Origin of the sequence: Micromonospora citrea (assembly GCF_049629545.1) — a bacterium.
GTDB lineage: Bacteria > Actinomycetota > Actinomycetes > Mycobacteriales > Micromonosporaceae > Micromonospora > Micromonospora citrea_A.
Window position 1 is genome coordinate 127036 of the sequence record NZ_JBNADX010000017.1, and the last position, 23700, is coordinate 150735.

18 protein-coding genes are annotated in these 23700 nt (G+C 75.1%); 4 read left to right on the top strand and 14 right to left on the bottom strand.

All coding sequences use genetic code 11. From position 1 onward, the window contains the following. Window positions 1–120 precede the first annotated feature (120 nt). The 6 genes from ACPFP2_RS19370 to ACPFP2_RS19395 form a co-directional block, all read right to left on the bottom strand. Window positions 121–1182 carry a sulfite exporter TauE/SafE family protein gene (locus tag ACPFP2_RS19370; protein WP_424090571.1) on the bottom strand — a complete coding sequence of 354 codons (1062 nt, stop codon included), beginning with the start codon at window positions 1180–1182 and terminating at the stop codon, window positions 121–123. A gap of 113 nt (window positions 1183–1295) precedes the next feature. After that, the gene (locus tag ACPFP2_RS19375; RefSeq protein WP_424090572.1) at window positions 1296–1766 is read right to left on the bottom strand and encodes an RrF2 family transcriptional regulator; all 471 of its coding nucleotides are present in this window, start codon (window positions 1764–1766) and stop codon (window positions 1296–1298) included. Window positions 1767–1823: 57 nt separating this feature from the next. Then, complete coding sequence (locus ACPFP2_RS19380; RefSeq protein ID WP_424090573.1) at window positions 1824–2708, bottom strand: acyl-CoA thioesterase; 885 nt, start codon at window positions 2706–2708, stop codon at window positions 1824–1826. Further along, window positions 2705–4153 carry a pyruvate kinase gene (gene pyk, locus ACPFP2_RS19385; protein ID WP_424090574.1) on the bottom strand — a complete coding sequence of 483 codons (1449 nt, stop codon included), beginning with the start codon at window positions 4151–4153 and terminating at the stop codon, window positions 2705–2707. Before pyk ends, ACPFP2_RS19380 begins: the two co-directional genes overlap by 4 nt. A 228-nt stretch (window positions 4154–4381) precedes the next feature. Beyond that, a complete protein-coding gene (locus tag ACPFP2_RS19390; protein WP_424090575.1) occupies window positions 4382–5764 on the bottom strand; it encodes an FAD-binding oxidoreductase in 1383 nt (460 codons plus the stop codon). Window positions 5765–5873: 109 nt separating this feature from the next. Next, the gene (locus tag ACPFP2_RS19395; RefSeq protein ID WP_424090576.1) at window positions 5874–6239 is read right to left on the bottom strand and encodes a YciI family protein; all 366 of its coding nucleotides are present in this window, start codon (window positions 6237–6239) and stop codon (window positions 5874–5876) included. A 252-nt stretch (window positions 6240–6491) separates the two neighbouring features. Between ACPFP2_RS19395 and ACPFP2_RS19400 the strand changes: the two genes are divergently transcribed. Further along, window positions 6492–12713, top strand: coding sequence for a PAS domain S-box protein (locus ACPFP2_RS19400; protein WP_424090577.1), 6222 nt, complete (start codon window positions 6492–6494; stop codon window positions 12711–12713). A gap of 172 nt (window positions 12714–12885) precedes the next feature. Next, window positions 12886–13758 (top strand): aldo/keto reductase, encoded by an 873-nt coding sequence (locus tag ACPFP2_RS19405; RefSeq protein ID WP_424090578.1) that lies wholly within the window; start codon window positions 12886–12888, stop codon window positions 13756–13758. A 128-nt stretch (window positions 13759–13886) separates the two neighbouring features. Here ACPFP2_RS19405 and ACPFP2_RS19410 read toward each other — a convergent pair whose 3' ends face one another. After that, window positions 13887–14732, bottom strand: coding sequence for a lipase family alpha/beta hydrolase (locus ACPFP2_RS19410; protein WP_424090579.1), 846 nt, complete (start codon window positions 14730–14732; stop codon window positions 13887–13889). A gap of 305 nt (window positions 14733–15037) precedes the next feature. Between ACPFP2_RS19410 and ACPFP2_RS19415 the strand changes: the two genes are divergently transcribed. After that, window positions 15038–15385, top strand: coding sequence for a hypothetical protein (locus ACPFP2_RS19415; RefSeq protein WP_424090580.1), 348 nt, complete (start codon window positions 15038–15040; stop codon window positions 15383–15385). A 69-nt stretch (window positions 15386–15454) separates the two neighbouring features. Here the strand turns inward: ACPFP2_RS19415 and ACPFP2_RS19420 are convergent, their stop codons facing one another. The 3 genes from ACPFP2_RS19420 to ACPFP2_RS19430 are packed head-to-tail and all read right to left on the bottom strand — an operon-like array spanning window position 15455 to window position 16656. Then, complete coding sequence (locus ACPFP2_RS19420) at window positions 15455–15679, bottom strand: hypothetical protein (protein WP_424090581.1); 225 nt, start codon at window positions 15677–15679, stop codon at window positions 15455–15457. Window positions 15680–15703: 24 nt separating this feature from the next. Next, on the bottom strand, window positions 15704–15898 hold the full coding sequence (locus ACPFP2_RS19425) for a DUF397 domain-containing protein (protein WP_424090582.1): 195 nt from the start codon (window positions 15896–15898) through the stop codon (window positions 15704–15706). Beyond that, the gene (locus ACPFP2_RS19430) at window positions 15889–16656 is read right to left on the bottom strand and encodes a helix-turn-helix domain-containing protein (protein WP_424090583.1); all 768 of its coding nucleotides are present in this window, start codon (window positions 16654–16656) and stop codon (window positions 15889–15891) included. The genes ACPFP2_RS19425 and ACPFP2_RS19430 overlap by 10 nt, the downstream gene beginning before the upstream one ends. Window positions 16657–16858: 202 nt before the next feature. Here ACPFP2_RS19430 and ACPFP2_RS19435 point away from each other — a divergent pair, with 202 nt between their 5' ends. Next, window positions 16859–17104: a flavin reductase gene (locus ACPFP2_RS19435; RefSeq protein WP_424090584.1), complete on the top strand. Its 246-nt coding sequence runs from the start codon at window positions 16859–16861 to the stop codon at window positions 17102–17104. A gap of 167 nt (window positions 17105–17271) precedes the next feature. Here ACPFP2_RS19435 and ACPFP2_RS19440 read toward each other — a convergent pair whose 3' ends face one another. The 4 genes from ACPFP2_RS19440 to ACPFP2_RS19455 form a co-directional block, all read right to left on the bottom strand. After that, window positions 17272–17535 carry a DUF6244 family protein gene (locus tag ACPFP2_RS19440; protein ID WP_424090585.1) on the bottom strand — a complete coding sequence of 88 codons (264 nt, stop codon included), beginning with the start codon at window positions 17533–17535 and terminating at the stop codon, window positions 17272–17274. Between the two features lie 122 nt (window positions 17536–17657). After that, window positions 17658–18344, bottom strand: a complete 687-nt coding sequence (locus tag ACPFP2_RS19445) for a hypothetical protein (RefSeq protein ID WP_424090586.1) — start codon at window positions 18342–18344, stop codon at window positions 17658–17660. After that, a complete protein-coding gene (locus tag ACPFP2_RS19450; protein ID WP_424090587.1) occupies window positions 18345–20882 on the bottom strand; it encodes an FtsK/SpoIIIE domain-containing protein in 2538 nt (845 codons plus the stop codon). A gap of 76 nt (window positions 20883–20958) precedes the next feature. Next, window positions 20959–23634 carry a hypothetical protein gene (locus ACPFP2_RS19455; protein ID WP_424090588.1) on the bottom strand — a complete coding sequence of 892 codons (2676 nt, stop codon included), beginning with the start codon at window positions 23632–23634 and terminating at the stop codon, window positions 20959–20961. Between the last annotated feature and the right edge of the window lie 66 nt (window positions 23635–23700).

The following is a 23700-nucleotide window of genomic DNA, read 5'->3' on the forward strand; positions in this document are numbered from 1 at the left end:
ATCACGCTGGATCCGGGAAACAACGGCATCAGCCGCTTGAAACCGCCCCCCATCGAGGCCACTACATCCGGGATCGAGCGTGATCTTGGCGAGGACCGTCCCCGGCGTACCCGGAAAGGGTCAACGCTCGGCGGCGGCCAGCCTGGCCTCGGCGTCGACCGGCGTGGACGCCGGGCCGGCGGTCCCAGCCGGGTCCCGAGCGCCCGGCGGGACCGCAACGTCCGGCGAGACCGCAGCGCCCGGCGAGACCGCAGCGCCCGCCGGCGCGGCAGCCGCCGGGGCGGGAGTGGCTGCGGCGAGGGCGGCCTCGGCGGTGGTCCGGGCCTGCCGGGCGCGGCGCAGCGCCCGCACCGACAGCGCCAGGGCGGCCACCCAGCCGACGACGAGCAGCGTGTAGACCACCGGGGTCAGCGCTTCACCGGCGTCGCCGGCGCGCAGCAGGGTCCGGGCGTTGGTCAGCACGATCACGCCGCCGATGGTGGCGCCGAGCAGCTGCGCCGGGACGATCCGGACCAGCCAGGCGGCGATCGGCGCGGCGATCAGGCCGCCGACCAGCAGGGCGGCGACGGTGGGCAGCAGGAAGCCCTCGGTGCCCAGGCCGATCAGGAAGCCGACGCTGGCCGCACCGGCCACCATGAACTCGGCGGTGTCGACCGAGCCGATCACCTTGCGCGGTTCGAGGCGGCCGGAGACCAGCAGCGCGGGGGTGGCCACCGGCCCCCAGCCCCCGCCGCCGGTGGCGTCGACGAAGCCGGCGACCAGGCCGAGCGGGCCGAGGAACCGGCCGCGCAGCCGTCCGGCGGCCGAGCGGGGACGCAGTGGCCGGGAGAAGCGGACCAGCAGGTACGCGCCGAGGCTGAACAGGATGGCGGCCATCCACGGTGCGGCGGACTCGGTGGAGATGGCGCTGAGGAAGGTGGCTCCGGCGAATGCCCCCAGCGCGCCGGGGACCGCGATCCGGGTCACCACCCGCCAGTCGACGTTGCCGAAGCGCCAGTGCGCGACGCCCGCGGCGAGGGTGGTGCCGATCTCGGCCAGGTGCACCGAGGCGGAGGCGGCCGCCGGGGCGACCCCGGCGAAGAGCAGCAGGGTCGACGAGGTCAACCCGTACGCCATGCCGAGCGCGCCGTCGACGAGTTGGGCGGCCAGCCCGACGAGGGCGAGGACCAGAAGCTTGCGCACGGGCGCCCCTCCGAACTTTTCGGCATCTCCTATCGACTTGGTCGACAATGCGGCAGGACGCTGCCGGGGTCAAGCCCCGTGTCGGAAAATGGGACACCGGCCGACCGGCCGGGTCAGCTCCAGGCGCGCGGGTCGGCGGCGAGTTGGTTGATCCGTGCGGGCAGCTTCCTGGCGGCCACGTCGGCGATGCTGACCTGCTCCAGGATCTCCCGTTCGCTGGCCCGCAGGGCGATCCAGACGTCCTGCAACGCCTGGGCGGCGCCGTGGTAGCCGAGTTCCTCGGGGCGCTGCCCGCGTACGTGCGCCAGCGGCCCGTCGATGACCCGGATCACCTCGGCCAGGGAGATCTCCGCCCCCGGTCGGGCCAGCCAGTAGCCGCCCTCGGGGCCACGCTGGGCGTGCACGATGCCGCCCCGGCGCAGCTGGAGCAGGATGCTCTCCAGGAACTTCGGCGGGATCTCCTGGGCGCGGGCGATCTGCTCGGCGGTGACCGGTCGGGTCCGCCCGACGTTCGCGCCGTCGGCCACCGAGGCGAGCTCGGCGACCGCACGGAGGGCGTAGTCGACCCGGGCGGAGAGACGCATGACCGCAAGGTTAGTCGGCTGGTCAGCCGGGCGGCCCGTCGCCCCTCGCCCGTTCGATCACTCGCCGACGCGGCGCAGCAGGCCCTCCTGCACGGCGCTGGCGATGTGCCGGCCGTCGGTGGTGAACATCCGGCCGGTGGCCAACCCACGCGCGCCGGAGGCCGACGGGCTCCAGCAGTCGTAGAGGAACCACTCGTCGGCCCGGAACGGGCGGTGGAACCAGAGGGCGTGGTCGAGGCTCGCGCCGACCACGCCACCAGGGCCCCAGACCTCGCCGTGCACGGAGAGCACCGAGTCCAGCAGGGTCAGGTCGGAGGCGTACGCGAGGGCGCAGGCGTGCAGCAGCGGGTCGTCCGGCAGTTTGCCGTCGAGGCGCATCCAGACCCGCTGGTGCGGCTCGGCGGGACGGTCGCCGGGGCGTACCCAGCCGGGCTCGCCGACGTAGCGGACGTCGATCGGGCGGGGGATCTGACCCCAGATGCCCAGCCGCTCCGGGTAGCGGGCGAGCCGGTCGGACATGGTGGGAACCTCGTCCGGCATCGGCACGTCGGCGGGGGTCGGGGCGTGGTGGTCCAGCCCTTCCTCCTGGCGCTGGAACGACGCCGACATGAAGAAGATCGGCTTGTCGTGCTGCAACGCCACCGAGCGGCGTACCGAGAAGGACCGCCCGTCGCGGACGTTCTCCACCTGGTACTCGATCGGCTCGGTGGGGTCGCCGGGGCGGACGAAGTAGCCGTGCAGCGAGTGCACGAACCGCTCCGCATCGACGGTGCGCCCGGCGGCGACCAGGGCCTGGCCGGCGACCTGACCGCCGTACACCCGCTGCGGACCGACCGGGGGGCTCATCCCCCGGAAGGTCATCTCGCCGGTGTGGTCGAGGTCGAGGACCTCCAGCAGCTGGTCGACGGCGGCCTGGCCGGTCGCCGCCGGGCGCTCGGTCACTGCAGCGCCCGGGCGGAGGCGGCGTCGACCAGCGAGCCGAGCTGGTGCACGCGCAGGGTGTTGGTGGAGCCGGGGGTGCCGGGCGGGCTGCCCGCCACGATCACCACGTAGTCGCCGGGGTTGGCCCGGTTGAGGCCGAGCAGCGCCTGGTCGACCTGGCGGAACATGTCGTCGGTGTGCTCGACGAAGGGCATCAGGAACGTCTCCACGCCCCAGCAGAGGGCGAGCTGGTTGCGCACCTCGGGCACCGGGGTGAAGGCCAGCAGCGGCAGGTCGCAGTGCAGCCGGGAGAGCCGCTTGACGGTGTCGCCGGTCTGCGAGAAGGCGACCATCGCCTTGGCGCCGATGGCCCGGGCGATCGAGGAGGCGGCGACGGTGAGCGCGCCGCCGTGGGTGCGCGGGTCGTGCTGGAGCCGGGGCACGCCGATCGAGCCGGCCTCGGTGGTGGTGATGATCTTGGCCATGGTGCTGACCGTCAGCACCGGGTACTTGCCGACGCTGGTCTCACCGGAGAGCATCACCGCGTCCGCGCCGTCGAGCACCGCGTTGGCCACGTCGGAGGCCTCGGCGCGGGTCGGGCGGGAATTCTCGATCATGGAGTCGAGCATCTGGGTGGCCACGATGACCGGCTTGGCGTTCTCCCGGCACAGCTGCACGGCGCGCTTCTGCACCAGCGGCACGTGGTCCAGCGGAAGCTCCACGCCCAGATCGCCACGGGCGACCATCACGCCGTCGAAGGCGAGCACGATCGCCTCCAGGTGGTCCACCGCCTCCGGCTTCTCCACCTTGGCCAGCACCGGGCGGCGCACACCCTCCTCGTCCATGATCCCGTGGACGAGCTTGATGTCGTCGGCCGAGCGGACGAAGGAGAGCGCGATCATGTCCACGCCGAGCCCGAGGGCGAAGCGCAGGTCGTCGGCGTCCTTCTCGGACAGCGCCGGGACGCTGACCGCCACGTTGGGCAGCGAGACGCCCTTGTTGTTGGAGACCGGGCCGCCCTCGGTGACCAGGCACCGGATGTCGTTGCCGGTGACGTCGCTGACCTCGACGGCGACCCGGCCGTCGTCGATCAGCAGCCGGTCGCCCGGCTTCACCTCCTGCGGCAGCTTCCGGTAGGTGCAGGACACCCGGTCCTTGGTGCCGACGACGTCGTCACCGGTGATCACCACGGAGTCGCCGGTGCGCCACTCGTGCGGGCCGTCGGCGAAGCGGCCGAGGCGGATCTTCGGGCCCTGCAGGTCGGCCAGGACGGCGACGGGACGGCCGGCCGCGTCGGCCGCCTCACGCACCAGCCGGCACACCGCCTCGTGATCTTCGTGGCTGCCGTGGCTGAAGTTGAGCCGTGCCACGTTCATGCCCGCCTCGACGAGCCCCCGGATCCGTTCCGGTGACGATGTGGCAGGGCCAAGAGTGCAGACGATCTTCGCGCGGCGTTTCACGCCCATCAGGCTAGTCTCTCCTCCGGGTCGACCTGCGGGCCGACCCCTTGCGGACTGCGGAACAGTTGCCCCACGACGCGCGACCGGGGCGCGTGGGCCGGCGGGACGCGGGCCGCACCGGGGGACGTCGGGAGTGGCGGGCATCGGCGACCGCGCGCCGGGAATCGTACCGCCCGGGCGCATCCGCCGCCGGAGGCGCTCCCGGCGTCCGTGGTGCGCCCGCCGCGCCGCCGGTCACGGTCCACCGGTCACCGTCGGCAACGTGGGTACGGCGGAGAAGACCTGCCGCGGGTCGTAGCGGCGCTTGGCCCGGCGCAGCCGCGCCCAGTTGTCGCCGTACGCCAGCCGGACCCGGTCGGTCTCGGTCGGGGCGAGCAGGTTCGGGTAGCCGCCGGGCAGCGCGTGCGGGGCCAGCGCGGCGCTGATCCCTTCCGCCCAGTCGCCGTGCGGGCCCGGTCGGTCACCGGGGGCCCAGACCGCGATCACCTCGACCAGCAGGTGCTCGGCGCGCAGCCCGAACGCGGTCTCCCCGACGGCCACCCGGGCGGCCGCCCCGTGGAAGTGGTGCAGGGCGATCGCCGAGTACGGCGAGGTGACCCGGCGCGCGGCGTCGACCAGCACCGCCACGGCGTCGTCGGAGAGCCCCGGCAGCCAGCGGGTACGCAGCAGGTAGTGGTTGCCGTCCACCATGCCGCCGTCGAACATCCGCAGCACCTCCTCGTACGGCAGGACCGCCACCTGGTCGACCAGCGGGGTGCCCAGCGCCCGGATCCGGTCCACGTGCCCCCGGCCCGCCCCGGGGTCGTCACCGGCCCAGACCGGGCAGACGAAGACCACCGGCTCCCCCGCCGGGCCGGGCAGGAACCCGGCCATCACGGTCAGCTCGTCCGGCGCGTCGGCGAGCAGGTCCCGGTAGCCGCGCAGCACGTCGACGGCCTCGTCCAGGGCGAACAGGACCATCCCGGCGAGGGCGGCGGGCAGCCGGTGCGCCCGGAAGGTCAGCGCGGTGACCACCCCGAAGTTGCCCCCGCCGCCGCGCAGCGCCCAGAACAGCTCCGGCTCGTGCTCCGCGTCGACGGTCACCCGGCGGCCGTCGGCGAGCACCACCTCGGCGGCGAGCAGGTTGTCCAGGGCCAGGCCGTGGCGGCCGCAGAGCGGACCGTACCCGCCGGCGAGGGTGAGGCCGGCCATGCCGACGGCCCGGACCACGCCGGTGGCGACCGCCAGGTCGTACGGGCGCAGCGCGGCGACCACGTCCCCGGCGGTGGCCCCGCCGGCCACGGTGACGGTGGCGGCGTCCGGATCGATCCGCACCTCGCGCATCCCGGTCAGGTCGAGCACCAGGCCGCCGTCGCGCAGTGCCCGGCCGGCCCAGTCGTGGCCGCCGGCGCGCACGGAGAGCGGCGCCCGGCACCGCCGGGCGATCCGGAGCACCTCGACGACCTCGTCGGCGTCACCGCACCGGGCGATCAGCCTGGGCGTCCGGTCGACCGCGCCGTTCCACAACGTCGCGGCGGCGGCGAAGCCCGCATCGGCGGGGGTGAGCGACCGGTCGCCCAGCAGGTCGCGCAGGAGCGCGGCGGCGCGCGGCAGGTCGGGGCTGTCGGTGGCGCTCATGGCGACTCCTCGGCCCGGGCCGGTCGACGCCCGGCGCGTCCGCAAGGCCCGGGTCCGCACAGTCAACACCGGCGGACGCGGCACCGCCGTCACCCTGCCGACACCCGGTTCAGCTCTCTGTCTTGGCCAGCGGGAACTCCATCGAGCCGGCCGGGCAGAGGAAGGTCAGCACGTCCACCTGGTAGAGCCCGGCCTGCACCGCCGGGTCTGCCTCCATGACGCTGCGCACGTCGTCGACCGACCCGGTGCGGGCCAGCCCGATGCCGATGGGGGGCGCCGGCTCCCGGGCCGGGCCGTCGATCGAGCCGGCGACCAGCACCAGACCGCGGCGCTGCAACGCCTGCATGTGCTCGATGTGCTCGGCCTGCAACCGCTGCACCGTCTCCGCCGGCAGGGCCGAACCGGCCGGACCCGGGTAGAGCACGATGCACTCGAACGTGTCGAGCGCGAAGTCCAGCTGCGGCGTACCCGTCATGGCGTCCCCTCCCGCGCTGCCGGCGCCCCGCACCTCGCCGGCGCCCGACTCGGGCCCAGCGTCGCACGGCCGGGACGCCGGCAGCGGACGCTTGCCGCCAACTGCCCGCGCCCGCGCCCGGTTGCCGACCGACTGGGCCGTTCGTCCGCGCGGTTCACCAGCCTGTCATGATCGACTGAGTGGCGTACGGCCGAGCGCTGGTACGGTCCGACTGATGGGCAAGCGCCTGAGCCGGCGAGTGGAGGTCCCGACATGACGGACTCCCCCGCCCGCCCCGCGCCACCGGACGACCTGCGCTGGCGGGACGTCTTCGCCACCGGCGGCGAGATGGGCGACCGGATCGCCGGCCACGACTGGTCGGCCACCCCGCTCGGGCCGGTCGAGTCCTGGCCGCAGAGCCTGCGGACCGCCGTCACGATCTGCCTGCACTCCCGCTTCCCCATCCTGGTGCTGTGGGGTCCGGAGCTGGTGATGCTCTACAACGACGCGTTCCGGCCGATCCTCGGGGCGTCGAAGCGGGACTCGCTGGGCCGCCCGGGCGCGGCGGTGTGGTCGGAGATCTGGGACGTCATCGGGCCGATGCTCACCGGCGTGCTGGCCGGCGACGGCGCCACCTGGAACGAGGACCAGCAACTCCTGCTCGACCGCAACGGGTACGTCGAGGAGGTCTACTTCACCTTCTCCTACAGCCCGGTCGTCGACGAGTCGGGCACCCCCGGCGGCGTGTTCACCGTGGTCACCGAGACCACCGACCGGGTGGTCAACGACCACCGGCTGCGGGCGGTCGGCGACCTCGCGGCGAGCCTGGTCGACGCGGCCGACCCGGACGAGGTGGCCCGGCGCACGGTGGCCGCCCTCTCGCCCGGCCCCACGCTGCCGATGGTCCGGCTGCACCTGTCCCACCCGGAGGGCCTGCGCCTCGCCGCGGCCGGTGGCGACGAGGTGCCGGACCAGGTGACCCGCGCCTGGCCGCTGGCCGAGGTGCTGGCGTCCGGACAGACCCGGCTGCTGCCCCTGGAGCCGGCCGACGACCCGACCCGCCCGGGGACCCCCGTGGTGGCGCTGGTCCCCGTCCCGGAGCCGGGCGGCACCGAGCCCACCGCGATGCTGGTCGCCGCGCTGAACCCCCGCCGGCCGGTGGACGACGGCTACCGGGCCTTCCTCGACCTGGTCGCCGGACACGTCGGCACCGCCCTGGCCGCCGCCCGCGCCTTCCAGCAGGAGCACCGCCGGGCCGAGGCGCTGGCCGAGCTGGACGCGGCGAAGTCGGCCTTCTTCGCCAACGTCAGCCACGAGCTGCGTACCCCCCTGACCCTGGTCGCCGGTCCGGTCCGCGACGCCCTGGACGACCGGTCGCAGCCGCTGCCCGAGCCGACGCGACGCCGGCTGGAACTGGCCGACCGCAACGCGGCGCGGCTGCGCCGCCTGGTCGACAGCGTGCTGGACTTCACCCGGATCGAGGCCGGTCGGCTGCGCCCGGAACGGGTCGCGGTGGACGTCGCCCGCCTCACCCGGGAGATCGCCGCGTCCTTCGCGCCGGCCGTCGACCGCGCCGGGCTCAGCTTCGAGGTGGACTGCCCACGGCTGCCCCGGCCGGCGTACCTGGACCGGACGATGTGGGAGAAGGTCGTGCTCAACCTGCTCTCCAACGCCCTCAAGGCCACCGTGGCGGGTGGGATCCGGCTACGGCTGACCGGGGCCGACGGCGGGTTCCGGCTCGCCGTCACCGACACCGGCGTCGGCATCCCCCCCGACCAGCTGCCCCGGCTGTTCCAGCGCTTCCAGCGGGTCGACGGCCCGCACGGGCGGTCGACGGAGGGTACCGGGATCGGGCTGGCGCTGGTCCGCGAGCTGGTGCAGCTGCACGACGGGGAGATCGGCGCGACCAGCACGCCGGGCGCCGGGTCGACGTTCGAGGTGCGGATGCCGTACGGCGCCGGGGCGAGCCGGTCCGCCTTCGCCGAGCCCCCGGCGCCGCTGGACCGCGCCACGGTGCTGGCCGTCGCCGAGGCGGCCCGCCCGGGCGTCGTCGGCGCGGTGGCCGGGCCGCCGGACGCCCCCCGCGTCCTGCTGGTCGACGACAACGCCGACCTGCGCGACTACGTGACGGACCTGCTCGCGGCGCAGTTCCGGGTGCAGACGGCCGCCGACGGGCGGGCCGCGCTGGCGCTCATCGCCGCCGACCCGCCCGACCTGGTCCTGGCCGACGTGATGATGCCGCTGCTGGACGGGTTCGGGCTGCTGGCCGCGCTGCGCGCCGAGGCGGGCACCTCGCACCTGCCGGTGGTGCTGCTCTCCGCCCGGGCCGGGCCCGAGGCCGCCGCCGAGGGGTTGGCGGCGGGCGCCGACGACTACCTGGTCAAGCCCTTCTCCGGCCGTGAACTGCTGGCCCGGGTCCGGGCCAACCTGGATCGCGCCCGGGACCGGCTGCGTCGCGGCGCGTGGGCCACCCGGGTGGTCGAGTCGATCACCGACGGCGTCTTCGTGGCCGACGAGTTCGGCGCCGTCCTCCAGGTCGACGAGACCTTCGGCGCGCTGACCGGGTACGGACCGCAGCAGACGCCCTACCACCCGCCCTACCCGTGGTGGCCGGATGCGCGGTCGCACCCCCGGGAGCGGGAACTGCTCGACCGGGCGCTGGTGCACATGCTCGACGAGCACGCCGGGGCGTACGAGGTGCCGTTCCGGCACCGCGACGGCGGGCTCTACTGGGTGTCGGTGACGGTCACCGAGGTCGCCGACCCGGAACACGAGCGGATCCTGCTGGTCGGCACCGTCCGCGAGGTCACCGACGAGCACCTGGCCCGGGAGCGGCAGCAGGCCGCCCTGGCGCTGACCGACCGGCTCGCCGCCGCCACCGACACCGACGAGGTGCTGGCGCTGACCGCGCGGGCCCTCGGCGACGCGTTCGGCGGCACCGGCCACCTGCTCCGGGTCGACGACGGCGCACCGGAGCGGGCGTACACCGCCGGTGGTCCGGTCGCGGTGGCCGACCTCGACCCGGCGGTGGCCGAGCGGCTGCTGCCCGGCCGGCGGGCCGACGAGCCACCGGTGACCGGTGCGGTGCCGGGCGTCGCCGGGCGGCTCAGCACCCCGACCCGGGAGTGGCGGTCCTGGGTGGCGTTGCCCGCGCCCCGCGTCGTGGGCGCCGACGAGCACCTGCTCGGCGGGTTGCTCACCGCCGCCGGGGTGCAGGCGTTGCGCCGGGTGGAGGCGGTCGGCCGGCAGGACGCGGTGGTCGAGCAGCTGCGCGACGCGGTCCGCGAGGCGGGTGAACGCGAGCGCGCCTGGCGGGCCGAGGCCACCGCCCGGGCCGCGCGGCAGCACGCCGACGAGCGCTTCCGCACCCTGGTCGAGGCGTCCACGGCGGTGATCTGGACCGCCGACGCGGTCGGCGCGATCGTCGAGCGGCAGCTCTCCTGGGAGGCGTACACCGGGCAGCGCTGGGAGCAGTACCGGGGCGACGGCTGGGCGACGGCGGTGCACCCGGACGACCGGACGCGCATCGGGGCCGCCTGGCAGGAGGCGCTGGCCACCCGGGCGCCGCTGTTCGAGGCGGAGGGGCGGCTGTGGCACGCCGGCAGCGACGGGTACCGGCACTTCGCCGTCCGCGCGGCGAGCCTGCGCGACCCGGACGGGACGATCACCGAGTGGATCGGCAGCATCTACGACATCGAGGACCGGGTGGTCGCCGAGGCGGCGGCCCGGCGCACCGCGGCGATCAGCGAGTCCCTGTTGGACAGCGCGCCGGTCGGCTTCGGGCTGGTCGACACCGAGCTGCGTTACGTGCAGGTCAACCCGGCGCTGGCGCGGATGAACCGGTTGCCGGTGGCGGCGCACCTGGGGCGGCGGCCGCGTGACGTCGTGCCGCTGCACGGGGAGCGGATCGAGGAGCTGATGCGCCGCGCCCTGGCGCACGGACCGGTCACCGGGGTGGAGTTCACCGAGCCCGTGGGCACGCCGGACGAGGCGCGCCGGCACCTGGTGGCCGACTACTTCCCGATCCGCATCGCCGACACCGACGAACTGGTCGGGCTGGGCTTCGCCATCGTCGACGTCACCGAACGCACCCGGCTGCTGGAGGCGCTCGGCGCGGAACGGGCCCGCTACGAGCGGCTCGCCGCCACCGACGTGCTGGCCGTCTTCGGCGGTGCGGAGGACCGGATCACCGAGGCGAACGAGGCGTTCCTGGCGATGCTCGGCTACACCGCCGACGACATCGCGCAGGGGCGGCTGAACTGGCCGGACCTCACTCCCCCCGGCTGGGAGGAGGCCGACGCCGAGGCGCTGGCCGAGCTGCGCGCCAACGGCCGGGCCCGCGCCTACGACAAGGAGTACCGGCACGCCGACGGGCACCTCGTGCCGGTGCAGATCGGGGTGGTCGCGCTGGAGCGCCGGCCGCTGCGCTGGCTGGCGTACGCCTCGGACCTCAGCGCCGAACGGGCCACCCAGGCGGAGCTGCGGCTGTTCCAGGCGCTGGTGGAACGCTCCGGCGACTTCATCGCGGTGGGCGACCCCGACGGGCGGGCGGTCTACGTCAATCCCGCCGGCCGGGAGTTCGTCGGCCTGGCCGACGGCGCGCGCCTCGACGGCCTGCGGCTGGTCGACTTCGCCGCGCCCGAGCTGCGCGAGGTGTGGCGGCGCGAGTTCATCCCGGCCGCGCTGCGCGAGGGGCACCACCGGGCGGAGAGCCGGCTGGCCCGGCTGGACACCGGCGAGCAGCTGGATGTGGACCACCAGACGTTCACGGTGACCGCCTCCGACGACCGGGAGACCACCGCGTTCGTCGCCACCGTGGCCCGGGACATCAGCGACCGGCAGCGGGCGCTGCGGCAGGCCGAGGGGCTGGCCCGGCTGGCCGGGGCGCTCAGCTCCGCGCAGGGGCAGGCCGCGGTGGTCGAGGTGGTCACCTCCGTCGTGCCCGCCGTGGTCGGGGCGTCCGTCGTACGCCTGGCGGTGGCCCGGCCCGGGTCGCCGACGCTGGACGTCTCCGACGGCGCGGGACCGCGGCGGGTGCCGGTGACGGCGCGGCGGCCGCTGGCCCGCGCGGTGCGCGACAACGCCGCGGTGGCGCTGCCCGGCGGCGCCGGGGTCTGCCTGCCGCTGCGTTACGGCGACGGCGGTGTCCTCGGCGCGCTGGAGGTGCGCTGGGGTCGGCCGGTGCCCGACGGCCGCACCGACGCGGTCCGCCGCCGCGACGACGAGGCGCGGCGCAGCCTGCTGGACGCGGTCGCCGGGCTGTGCAGCCAGGCGTTGCAGCGCGCCGAGCTGACCGGGTCGGCGCAGGCCATGGCGGACTTCGCGGCCCGGCTCAGCGTCACCCGTTCCACCACCGAGGCGATCGAGGTGATCCTGGACGCGGCCCCGCTCGCCCTGGGTGCGGCGCTGCCCGGGCTGGCGATGCGCGACGAGGGACGCCGGGTGCGGCTCTGGCACCCGGAGGTGCCGGACTCCCTCGCGGCGACCTTCAAGGACCTGACCGTCGACGATCCCCGGCCGATCGTGCGGGCGCTGCGCACCGGCGAGCGGATCGTCCTGCCCGACCGGGCCGCCTTCGCCGTGGCCTTCCCGGGGCTGCCCGATCCGGTCGGCGCGCACGGCATCGTCACCACGGTCGCGCTGCCGCTGTTGGACGCCCAGCGCCGGCCGATCGCCGCGCTCGCCTTCGGCTGGTACCGGGAGCGCCCGCTGCGCGAGGGTGACCTGGCGTTGCTGGACACCATCGCCGACCTGTGCGAGCAGACCCTGGAGCGGGTCCGCCTGGCCGCCGCCGAACACAACCTGGTGACCCGGCTGGCCGGGCGGTTGCGCACCTCGGCCACCCGCACGCCGGCCGGCCTGGAGATCGCCACCCGCTACCAGCCGGCGATGAGCGGGCTGCACCTCGGCGGCGACTGGTACGACCTGATCGCCCTGGACGGCGACCGGCTGGGGGTGGTGGTCGGCGACGTGGTGGGCCACCAGGTCGAGGCGGCGGCCGACATGGCGCAGCTGCGGACGGTGGTGAACACCCTGATCCGCTCCGGGGTGCCGCTGGCCGAGGTGTTCCCCCGGTTGACCGAACTGCTCGGGGTGGGGTTCCTCGGCACCTGCCTGGCGATGGTGGTCGACCCGGCCGCCGGGCAGGTGGCGGTGGCACGGGTCGGGCACCCGCATCCGGTGCTGGTCCCCGCCGGTGGGGCGCCGCGGACGGTGACCACCGGCAACGCGCTGCCGCTGGGGCTGGTCCGCGAGCCGGTGCCGGTGACGACGGTGCCCTTCGGCCCGGGCGACCTGCTGGTGGCGTACACCGACGGGCTGGTGGAGCGGCGCGACCAGGGTTACGACGACGGGGTGGCGGCGCTGCACGAGGTGATCGGGCCGGTGCGCGACCAGCCGGTCGGTGCGATCGCCGACGCGATCCTGAGCAAGCTCTCCGGCTCCGACGACGACCAGGCGCTGGTGGTGATCCGGCACGTCACCAGGCCGGGTTGACCGGTGCGCGGCACATCGCGGCGGGGCGGGTCGACCGGTGCGCGGCACGTCGCGGCGGGCCGGTGTCCCCGGCCACATCTCGCCCGGAGGTGTTGAAGGCGGCGATGCGCGGGAAAGCCGGTCAGTCGGTGGCTAGATTGGCCGCTGACGACGACGCACAGGAGGATCGCCGATGGCGACCAGCGCCAGCACCGCGCCCGCGAAGGCCTCGGGCACCTACCGCATCGGCGGGGACTTCCAGGTCGACCGGCTGGGCTACGGGGCCATGCAGATCACCGGCCCGGGGGTCTGGGGCGACCCGAAGGACCCGGCCGAGGCGGTACGGGTGCTGCGCCGCGCGTACGAGCTCGGGGTCACCTTCGTCGACACCGCCGACTCGTACGGCCCGTTCGTCTCCGAGCTGCTGATCAGGCAGGCGCTGCACCCGTACGCCGACGACCTGGTGATCGCGACCAAGGCCGGGCTGACCCGCTCGGGCCCGGGCGACTGGCGGCCGGTGGGCCGCCCGGAGTACCTGCGTCAGCAGTGCGAGCTGAGCCTGCGCCACCTGGGCCTGGAGGCCATCCCGCTGTACCAGCTGCACCGGATCGACCCGAAGGTGCCGTTGGAGGACCAGCTCGGCGAGCTGGCGCTGCTCAAGCAGGAGGGCAAGATCCGGCACATCGGCCTGTCGGAGGTGACCGTGGAGCAGATCGAGGCGGCCCGGAAGATCACCCCGATCGTGTCGGTGCAGAACCTCTACAACCTGGCCGACCGCAGCGCCGAGGACGTCGTCGAGTACTGCGAGCGTGACGACCTGGCCTTCATCCCGTGGTTCCCGATCGCCACCGGCAACCTGGCCCGGCCGGGCGGCCCGCTGGACGCGATCTCCACCGAGCACGGCGCGACGCCCGCGCAGCTCGCGCTGGCCTGGCTGTTGCGCCGGTCGCCGGTCATGCTCCCCATCCCGGGTACGTCGTCGGTGGCGCACCTGGAGGAGAACGTGGCCGCCGCCGAGGTCCAGCTCACCGACGCCGAGTACGAGTCCCTCGCCCACGCCGCCTGACCCCCACTCCCCGCCCTCCCCCCCTCCCGCGCCGCGACCCGCCACCTCGCGCACTTACAGAGAAAGAGTGGCTATCCACGCCGGAATAGCCACTCTTTCTCTGTAAGTGCAGGGTGGAGGGGTGGGTGTCAGAGGGCGAAGCAGTTGGGCCAGATCGCACGGTCGGTGAGGACCTGGCGGACGACCGTGTACGTGGTGCCGTCGAGGACCAGGCCGAGGTGACCGACGACCCGCAGCGGGCACCAGCCCTGGATCAGCACGTTGGTGGCGCCGTCGGCGAGGGAGGCGTTGCCGACCGGCCGGACCAGCTCGTCCTGCCAGGTGCGCACGGTCGTCCAGCGCACCGCGCCCGGGGTGTCGTCACCGCCGTTGAGGTTGGCGAGGAAGTCCGAGCCGATCGACATCTGCTGGCAGGCCACGATGCCGGCGCAGCTGCCCAGCCCGACGAAGTTGACGATGTTGGCGACGTAGGTGCCCTGCTGCGGGCTGCCGAGGCTGACGTACCGGCCGACGGCGTCGGCGCCGCCGAGGAACTTGACGTACCAGCGGGAGACGAGGCCGCCCTCGGAGTGGGCGACGATGTCCACCTTGGCGGCTCCGGTGTTGGCGCGGATCTGGTCGACGTACCTCTTGAACGCCTTGGCGGACTCCCGGATGTCGCCGAAGCCGAGGCCGGGCAGCTGGTAGATGGAGACCCGGAAGCCGTCGGCGCGCAGCCGGGCGGCGATCGGCTCGTACGCGATGGAGACGCCGATCAGGCCCCCGACGACGATGACGGGGTTGGCGTTGGCGGCGACGCTGAAAGCCTCCTCGGCGGCGGCGTCGGGGGCGGGTGCCGGTGCGGTGGCGGTGCTCGGCGCGGAGGCGGCGGTCTGAGCGGCGGTGGACCGGTCGGGGGCCGCCTGGACAGCGGTGGCGGGGACGAGGAGCACGGCGAGGGCGGCGGTGGCCGCGAGGATCGTTCGGAGCAGCATGGCTGCACCTCCGGTGGGAGGTTCCCGGGAGCCGGGGACGGGTGGGTGGGGGATCCGATCGATCGTGGGAACGATGATGCGTGGCTGATTTCACATTCGTCAATGAAAAGTTACGCGCCGGTAACGTGAAGATGCTCCAGGGGCACAATCCGTCCTATCGGACGCCGCCCGGTCAGCTGCTCCGCGACAGGAGTCGGAAGACGGCACCGTCGGCTGCGCGACGCAACGACCAGCACCGACCACGCCCATCGATACGGTCACCCCACACCCCGCGACCCGGACGGGGACCGGCAGGGGAGGAACCCATGCAGCCAGGTACGGACACCGCCGTCGTCCTGCACACCTTCGACGAGTGCGACCGCAAGGCGGAGCGTTTGCGACGCGGCTACGTGGAGATGGCCACGAACGTGGTCGAGGACGGCAAGCTCGGGGAGCGGGTGCACGACGAGGACGTGAAGATGACGGCCGCCGACCTCCAGCTCGGCGCGCAGCAGCTGCTGCACACCATCGACGGTCAACTGGGACTGATCTCCGGGCCGGCCGCCCCCACCGGCCTGCCGACCGACCTTGAGAGCCGCTACCAGCGGATGCGCACGGACATGGCCGCCGTCCTCAAGTACGCCGCGACCATCCTGGCCAGTCGCACCGGCTGACCGGTACGCCGCGCACTCGGCCGTTCAGCGGCTGCACCGACGACGCCTGTGAACCGGCGGCCCGCAGGTTCAGGCAGGGAAGCGGATGACGGGCAGGTCACCACCGTCGCCGTACGCCTTGCCCTCACCGGTCAGCACGCACGCGTCGTGCTCCAGGACCGCCATCACGGCGGCGGCGAGGTCGATCCGGCCGGTGACGTTGCGCCAGTGGGCCAGTTCCGGCCAGTCCTCACCCCAGGTGGGCAGCACGGCGCAGGCCGGGCGTCCGAAAGCCGCCGCGTAGTCCGGGAACACTGTCGGCGGACCGGCCCCCTCCCGTCAGGGTCGCCGATCGCCGATCCGGACGACGAAGGTGCGCCACACGTCCGGGGTGAAGGTCAGCGCCGGGCCGGACGGGTCCTTGGAGTCGCGGACCGCGACCACCCCGGGCAGGTTGTCGGCGACCTCGACACACGCACCACCGTTGCCGCTGCTGCGGCTGCTCTTGCGCCACCGGGCGCCGATCAGCTCCATGTCTCCGCCACTTCTCCGAGAAGGTCGACTGACTGCCGGTGGGACAGCGCCTCGCCGCGCACGTTCTCCCACACCGCCATCATGGCCGCGATGTCGTCGGGATCGCTAACGACTTGCCCCTGCAACTGATTGTCGAGATAACCGGCGACGCGGTGGTCCGGACAGGCCGCGATGACGAACGGCCCGTTCAGCCCGGCGTACGCGCCCACGGTGGACGGGACGACGTGCACCCGGACGTGCGGCTCGGCGCAGGCGGCCATCACGGAGAGCAGCTGTTCGCGCATGGTGGTGGGGCCGCCGACCGGCCGCCGCAGCACCGCCTCGTCCAGGACGGCGGTGAACTGCGGCGGATCGTCCCGGCGCAGGACGGCCTGCCGTGCCAGACGAGCCGCCAGGTGGCGTTCGACGTCGCCGCGCAGGAGCAGGCCGGCCTCCCACAGCACGGCCCGGGCGTACGCCTCGGTCTGGAGCAGGCCGGGCAGCACCAGGGGTTCGAACCAGCGCAGCGACACCGCCTCCCGCTCGATCTCCTGCCACGGACGGAACCAGACGGGCTCACGACGTCTCGATGTGTCCGGCCAGATGTCCGCCACGTCCCGCCGGAGGACGTCGGCTGCCGCCACCCGATGCCGGGCGTGCGGGATCCGCCCCTCGCTGAGCCACCGTCCGACGGTCTTCGGGTCCACCCCCACCCGCTCCGCGAGGGCCTCCGTGGTGAACCCGGTCTCGTCGAGCGCCACCCGCAACGCCTCGTTCACGACACCTCCGTCAGACGTCCTGAATATCCGCCGACCATATCGCTACGCGGTGTATGTGCCCAGCGACGCAGAGCAGGGTGTTCCGCAGAGGACGGCGCGGCCGGTGGAGGGACAGCCCGGCGACCGCGCCCGCACCGGGGCCGCCGCCACCGCCAACGATGTCGGCGGCGGCGGCCCCACTCAGCGAGGAGGCATCCCGACGATGAGCCGTAGCCGACCGCACCTGCCCATGCGCCCACTGTGGCGGTGCCGGGCCTGCGGGGCCGAGTGGCCGTGCCAGCCGGCCCGGCTGGCGCTGCTGGTGGAGTACCGGGCGGACCGCACCGCCCTGCTGGTCTACCTGAGCACGCAGATGGCCGAGGCGGGCGCGCAACTGTCACAGCTCAACGGGCACGCCGTGCCGGAGGAGCTGACCGAACGCTTCCTCGGCTGGGCGCGGGCCCGCTGACCGCATGCCCGGCGCCGAATGATCAGGCCGGCTCCGTGGTGGAGCCTGCCAGCGCTTCGGCGATGGCGGCGACCTCCCGCAGCGCCGCCTGCAGGTCCTCCACGATCTCCTCGGAAGCGCTCGGTCTCCACCCGCTCGACACGGTCCTTGCCGGCGTGGTGGAGCGCTCAGTTTCCCAGGGCCCGGACCTTCGCGATCGTCTCCTGGACGTGCTGCCGGGCCGGCTCACCGCCCTGGGCGGCCTGCTCCAACGCCTGCCGGTAGGAGTCGATCACGCCGATCAGCTGGCCGGCAGCCACGCCGTCCAGCGCGCCGGCCACCAGCGCCCGCGCCTCGGCGGCGTCCTGCGCGGCGGCGGCCGTCTTCGCCCTCGCCTCGTCCAGCTTCTGCACCGCCGCTGCCAGCCTCGCGATGATCTGCGCTGCGCTCACGCGCCCTCCCCCGGATCGCCCCACAATCGGCCGGGTCACCGCACCGGCAGCGACCACAGGGGAGCCTACGAGATCGGCGCACCCACCGCGACCAGGCGATGATCCGGGTGGTCGACGGCGGCTCAGCGCAGGGCGCGGACCAGCAGCAGGCTGGCGCAGTAGGCGATGGGGACCAGCGCGACGCAGATGACGAAGCCCAGCGGGACGAAGCGCGGCGGGTCCACGGTGGCCAGGGCGGGACGGCCCCAGCGTCCGAGGATGAACCAGCCGGCGGCGAACGACAGCACCGGCAGCCCGGCGCAGACCCACGCGCCCAGGGTGAAGCCGCTGACCAGCCCGACCCCGGACGCCACCACCAGCACCAGCATGAGCAGCACCCCGGCGGCGGCGCAGGCGACGTAGACGGCGACCGCCCGGGCCGCCGGCGACCAGGTGGGCAGCAGCTCCGGCCGCTGGGCGAGCGCCTCGACGTACCGGGTGTGCCGGTCGGCCTCGTCGGCCAGCCGGCGGGCCTCCTCCAGCGCCACCGCCGGGTCCCCGTCGGCGTCCGCGGTGCCGGGTGCTGGGGACCCGGCCGCAGCGACACCGGCCGGCGCGGCGGAGGCCGGACCGCCCGCAGCGGGGACACCGATCGCCTGGCCCAGCTGCTCCAACCGCTGCTCCTGCACCGCCAGCCGCTGGCCGAGCTGGTCGGCCCCGGCGTGCAGCCGGCGGCGGCGTTCCGCCTCGGCGGCCGCCCCCCGCTCCCCGTCGCGGACCTGGGCGGAGAGCTGGCGGACGGCGGCGGCGTACTCGTCGAAGGTGGACACTCAGCGCTCCTCGTCCTCGGGCCGGTGCCCCGGGCGGACGTACGGCACGATCAGCGCGGTCCGCTGGGCGTGCCGGTCGACCAGCAGCGCCCGGTCGGGCCGGGGGGTGTACGTGAGGTCGGTGACGCCGAGGTGCAGGCCGAGGTCGGCGGCGGGCACGTTCAGCGCGACCAGGCAGGCCACGTCGTCGCGGTTCTGCGAGCCGCCGAGGTCGTCGCCGAGCCGGCGCAGCCCGCGCCACCAGCCGAGCAGGTGGGTGCCCTGCCCGGGCCCCTGGCGCAGCAGCGTGCGCAGGTCGTCGTGGCCGGAGCGGAAGGTGCCCGGGTCGCTGCGACCGAGGGCGCCGGCCGCCGCGTCGGTGCCGAAGACCACCAGGTACGTGCGGCGCTCCCCCGCTCCGGTGGCCAGCTCACCGATGCGCTGCCGCAGCCCCGCCGCGTCGAGGACGGTGACCGGGTGCCCGGCCGCCTTGATCCCGGCGGCGGTGTCGTCGGCCAGTTCGTCGGCGGCCTCCACCAGCGGGGCGAGGACGAACTCCGCCTCGCCCGGGGCGTGCTGGCGGGCCACCCCGAGCGCGGCGGCGCGCAGCACGTGCGCGCCGGTGACCGAGGTGCCGACCACCGCCAGGTGCCGGCCGGGGGTGGCGTCCAGGGCGAACTGGGCGGGGCTGCCGTCCACGTCGACAGTCCGGCCGATGAGGATCGTCGGCCGCCGGCTGCCGGGGCGCAGGGCCGCGCCGGCCGGGTCGTCCTCCAGGTGCGCCGGCTCGTACCCCCGGAAGACGGTCGGCGGGCGGGAGCCCTCCGGCGCGGCGTCCCACAGCTCGTAGCGCAGCCGGGCGACCTGCCGGGCGTCGGCGTGCGCGTCGGGGAAGCGGACCAGCAGGTCCGCGCCGGGCGCACCGGCGGCGGTGTTCACCACGGCGGCGCCGAGCGTGGTGGCGGCGCTGCCGCCGGCGCGGGGGCCGAGCACGGCGTCCCCGCCGGGCAGCGCCACCCGCAGGGCGAACTGCCCGAAGAGCGTGTCGGCCCGGCCGTAGAGGGCCTCCACACCGGTGGTGCTCTGGCTGGCCAGCACCAGGTGCACGCCGTACGAGCGGCCCTTGCGGGCCAGCTCCTCCAGCAGGTCGACGGCTTCGCGGGCCAGCCGGTCGTTGCCGGCGAGCAACACGTGGAACTCGTCGATCACCGCCACCACGCGGGGCGCCGCCGCGTCGGCGGGCAGGTCGGCGAGCTTGGTGACGCCGTGCCGCTTGAGCAGCCCGGCCCGGCGGCCCAGCTCGCGGCGCAGCTCGCGCAGCACGGCGAGGCCGTACTCGCGGTCGGACTCGACACCGACGGCCCGGGCGTGCGGCAGGAAGGAGGGGTCGCGTTCGGTGGGCACGAACTCGGTGAAGCTGACGCCCTCCTTGAAGTCGAGCAGCCAGAGTTGCAGCTCGGCCGGGGAGTACCGGGCGGCGAGCGAGTAGAGGACGTCGACCAGGAAGACCGTCTTGCCCGCGCCGGTGCGCCCGCCGATCAGCCAGTGCGGGGTGGCGTCGTCGAAGGCCAGCGTCGCCGGCTCCCGCCCGGCCCGGCCGACCACGGTGCGCAGCCCGGCCCGCGCGGACTCCGTCCAGCGCCGCTCGGGGAGCAGGTCCTCGACGTGCAGCGCCGCGTCGCGCCGCACGGCCGCGTCCAGCCGGGCGGCCAGCGAGCGTACGGACTGGGACGGCGGGTCGCCGTCGAGCAGCACCGGCACGGCCAGCCCGGCGCCGTCGTCGCCGAACGGGTGCCCCGGCGGGTCGCCGACCCAGGCGTACCGCTCGTCGAGCCGCAGCACCGTGGTGGCGCCCAGCGGCGGCGGGGCCTGCCCGGGTGACGCGGCCGGGTAGCCGGCGAGCAGCACGCAGACCGCGGCGGCCGGCCCGGCGTGGGTGAACGCGGCGAGCCGGGCCAGCTCCCGCGGGCCGGGCGCGGAGGCGGCGACCACCAGCAGCAGCTCGTGGTCGTCCCGGCCGGACTGCTGGGCGGCACGGGCGTGCGCCTCGGCCCCGTCGAGCAGCGCGCCGATCTCCGCCTCGGTGGTGGCCGTCGCGTCGAGCACCCCGGCGTCGCGCAGCGGACGCAGCGGCAGGAAGGTGGCGCCGAGGGCGGCCGGGTCGATGCCGACCACCCGGACCGCGCCGGGCGCGGCGGTGGCGAGCAGGCGCAGCACCAGCACCCGCAGCAGCACCGCCACCCGAGGGTCGCGGGCGTCGGTGTTGACGGCGAGGTGGTGCCCGGCGCCCAGCGGCAGCAGCAGCGGGAACCGACCGTCGGCGGTGGACGCCTCGCCGATCCGCACGGGCGCCGGCGCGCCGGCCGGGCGGATGGTCTCCGCGCCGGGCGAGGTCAGCCCGGTGGCGAGGCGGCCCAACCGGGCGACGAGGTCGACGGTGCGCTCCGGCACGGGTCGCCCGGTCAGCCGGTCGAGCAGCGCCCGGGCGCGGGCCCAGTGTTCCCGGGCCTGCCGGTGGACCGCGACCGCCTGCCCGTACGTCGACGCGAGCCTGCCCACCGTCTGCTCCCCCACGACGTCCGTCCGGTCGTGGGGAACCCTAACGGAGCCGGGGCCGCGACGCACCAGCCGCAGCTCACACCTGCCGGCACGCGGTGTCCGGCCCGCCGTCGGCGCTGCCGCATCCGAAGACCTCCACCGGCGCGACGTCGACGTCGGGCACCCGGGCGACCGTGAGCAGCGCGATCCGCTTGGCGACGGGCTCGCCGGAGTCCGGGCCGTACCGGATCACCCCGGCGACCCCCGGATAGCCGCCGGGGGCGTTCTGGCGCAGCACCTCGGCGTGCACCCCCACCGGGTTGACCGACCGAGGCTCCCACCGCCGGCCGGTGTCGGCGTGCCGCAGCCGCGCGGCGAGGCTCTCCAACGCCCGTACGATCATCATCGAGGCGTCGTAGGCGAGGCTGACCCGCTCCCCGACCGCCGGCCCGGCGCCGTCGCGGCAGCGCGGCGGGTCGAGCAGGTCGTCGGCGCTGATCCAGGCGAGGAAGCTGCCCCGGGCGTCGTCGCGGCGGGCCTGCGCGGCGCGCAGCGCGGCGCAGGTGGCCGGCGCGGCCTTCGACACGTACGTGACCGGCAGGTTGCCCGGCGCGCTGGCGCGCAGCCCGGGGTTGGCCATGTACCGGTTGACCGAGTCGTCGGCGACGAGGTGGCGGGGCGGGTCGGTGCCGCACTCCTTGAGCGCGCGCAGGAACCCGTCGAACTCCGACCAGCGGCCGGCGAAGACCAGCACCCCGGCGAAGCCGCACTCCTGGGTCAGCCGCCGCCCGGTACGCCATTCGTCGAGCCGGGTGAGCCGGTTGCCGAACCGCTCCCGCAACCCGTCGACCAGGGTGGACACGTAGAGGTCCTCGGCGAGCGAGCTGTCCTGGCCGGTGGTGTGGTAGACGTGCGCCTCGCCGACCCGCAGCACCTGCCGGGCGTACGCCTCGATCATCCGGGACTGGTCGGCGTTGGGCGCGGAGATCTGCAGGTAGAGGCTGGAGTTCTCGTCCAGCCGGTCGGCCGAGAGGGTGGGCGCGAGGACCGGCAGGCCGACCCGGTTGAGTTCGCGCAGCGCGGCGGCGGTGCTGGTGCGGCTCTCCACCAGGCCCACCACCCCGAGCACGGTCGGGTCGTCGCGGGCGAGGTCCTCCAGCATGGCCACCGCCCGTCCGGCGTGGCGCATCTGCCGGCCGCCGTTGGCCACCACCACCCGCAGCAGGGCCGCGCCGTCGGCGGCGGCGGACTCCTTGAGCAGGGCGTACTGGGCGGTCGCCATGCCCTCCAGTTCCTCCCGCTCGGAGACGTACGACTCCTCGTCGGCGCGGGTCCGGTTGCCGGTGAGGGTGCCGAGGTAGACCAGGGTCAGGTAGGGCCGGCGGTGGTCGCTGCGCCGCCAGACCTCCTCGGCGGCCCGGTTCTGCGCGAAGATGCGCCGTTGCACGGCCCGCAGCCGGTCCTGGCCGGGTTCGCTGTTGAAGACCTGGCCGGCGGTGTCGCTGTAGCCGACGCACTCGCCGTCGACCAGCGCCACCGCCACCCGGCCGGTGGGGTCGGGATGGCAGTCCAGGTTCCACCGGTCGGTCGCCCACGCGCCGACGCCGAGCAGCAGGGCCAGGGCCACCGCCGCCGGCAGGAACCGCCGCGACCACCACGGCGGGTCGGGCGCGACGAGCACCGCCGGGCCGGCCCCGGGCGCGGCCACCAGGTCGCCGTCGGCGAGCCGCAGCACCAGCAGCCAGGCCGCGGCCCGCCGCAGCCGCCGGGTCTCCGGCAACGCCTCGGCCCATTCGTCGTACGCCTCGTCGGCCTCGCGCAGCGGATGCGACGTGGGCAATTCCGGCGGTGCGGCGGTGGCGACCGCGACCACCAGCAGCGGGTCGTTGCGGCCGGTCTCGTTGCGGACGTCGTTGAGGAGCCGGACCAGGGTGTGCCCGACGTCGCCGTCGGTCACCCCGTCGAGCAGCAGCACCGGGTACGCGGTGCGCCGCCAGTCCCCGGGCCGCCAGAACCGCCGCCGGTACGCCTGCCGCAGGTCCTCTAGGAAGGCGTGCAGCAGCAGCTTGTCGACCTGGGCCGGCTGCTCGCCGTCGCGCCATCCGGCGGTGAGCCGTTCGGCGAAACCGAGGAAGGTCACCGACTGCCGTGGGGCGAGGTACTGCTGCCGCATGAACCAGCGGTACTGGCTGCCGACCAGCGGCACCCGCCCGGAGACGGCGATCCGGAACACCACGCTGGGCACGGCCCGGCGCAGCAGCCAGAACAGCACCTGCACCGCCGTGCCGAGGCCGGAGTCGCCGCCGACCTGCGGCTCCTCGGTGGTACGCCGGCCGCGCCAGTCCCGCAGCCGCCGCACCAGGGTGGCCCGGCCGCTGTCGCCGGTGTCGACGCCGACGGCGAGGCTCTGCTGCATCAGCCAGTCGGCCAGCGGGTAGTGCCGGAAGCGCAGCCGGGCTGCCCCGAACGCCTCCAGGGAGAGTTGGCGGTGCAGTTCGCGCAGCACCGCCGGGACGTCGTCGGTCTCCGGCCGGGCGGTCAAATCGAGCACGGCGTGCGGCACCCGCCGCCCCGCGCCCCGGCCGACGAAGCGGCGCAGTAGCGCGCCCAGCTCGCCGGTGGCGGGACGGACCAGCCACAACAGCGGCAGGCGCCGGTCGCCCCGGCGGGGGCGGCGCAGCAGCCGGGCCAGCAGGTGGAGCAGTTCGGGACCGCCGGCCGGGAGTCGGTCCCGGGCGGTCGGGGGTCGCTGCCGCCTCACGGAATCCCGCATCGCGCACCTCCGGCAGGGACGGACCAGGGCCGTCCATTGTCGGAGATGAATGCAACCCGGCGGCGG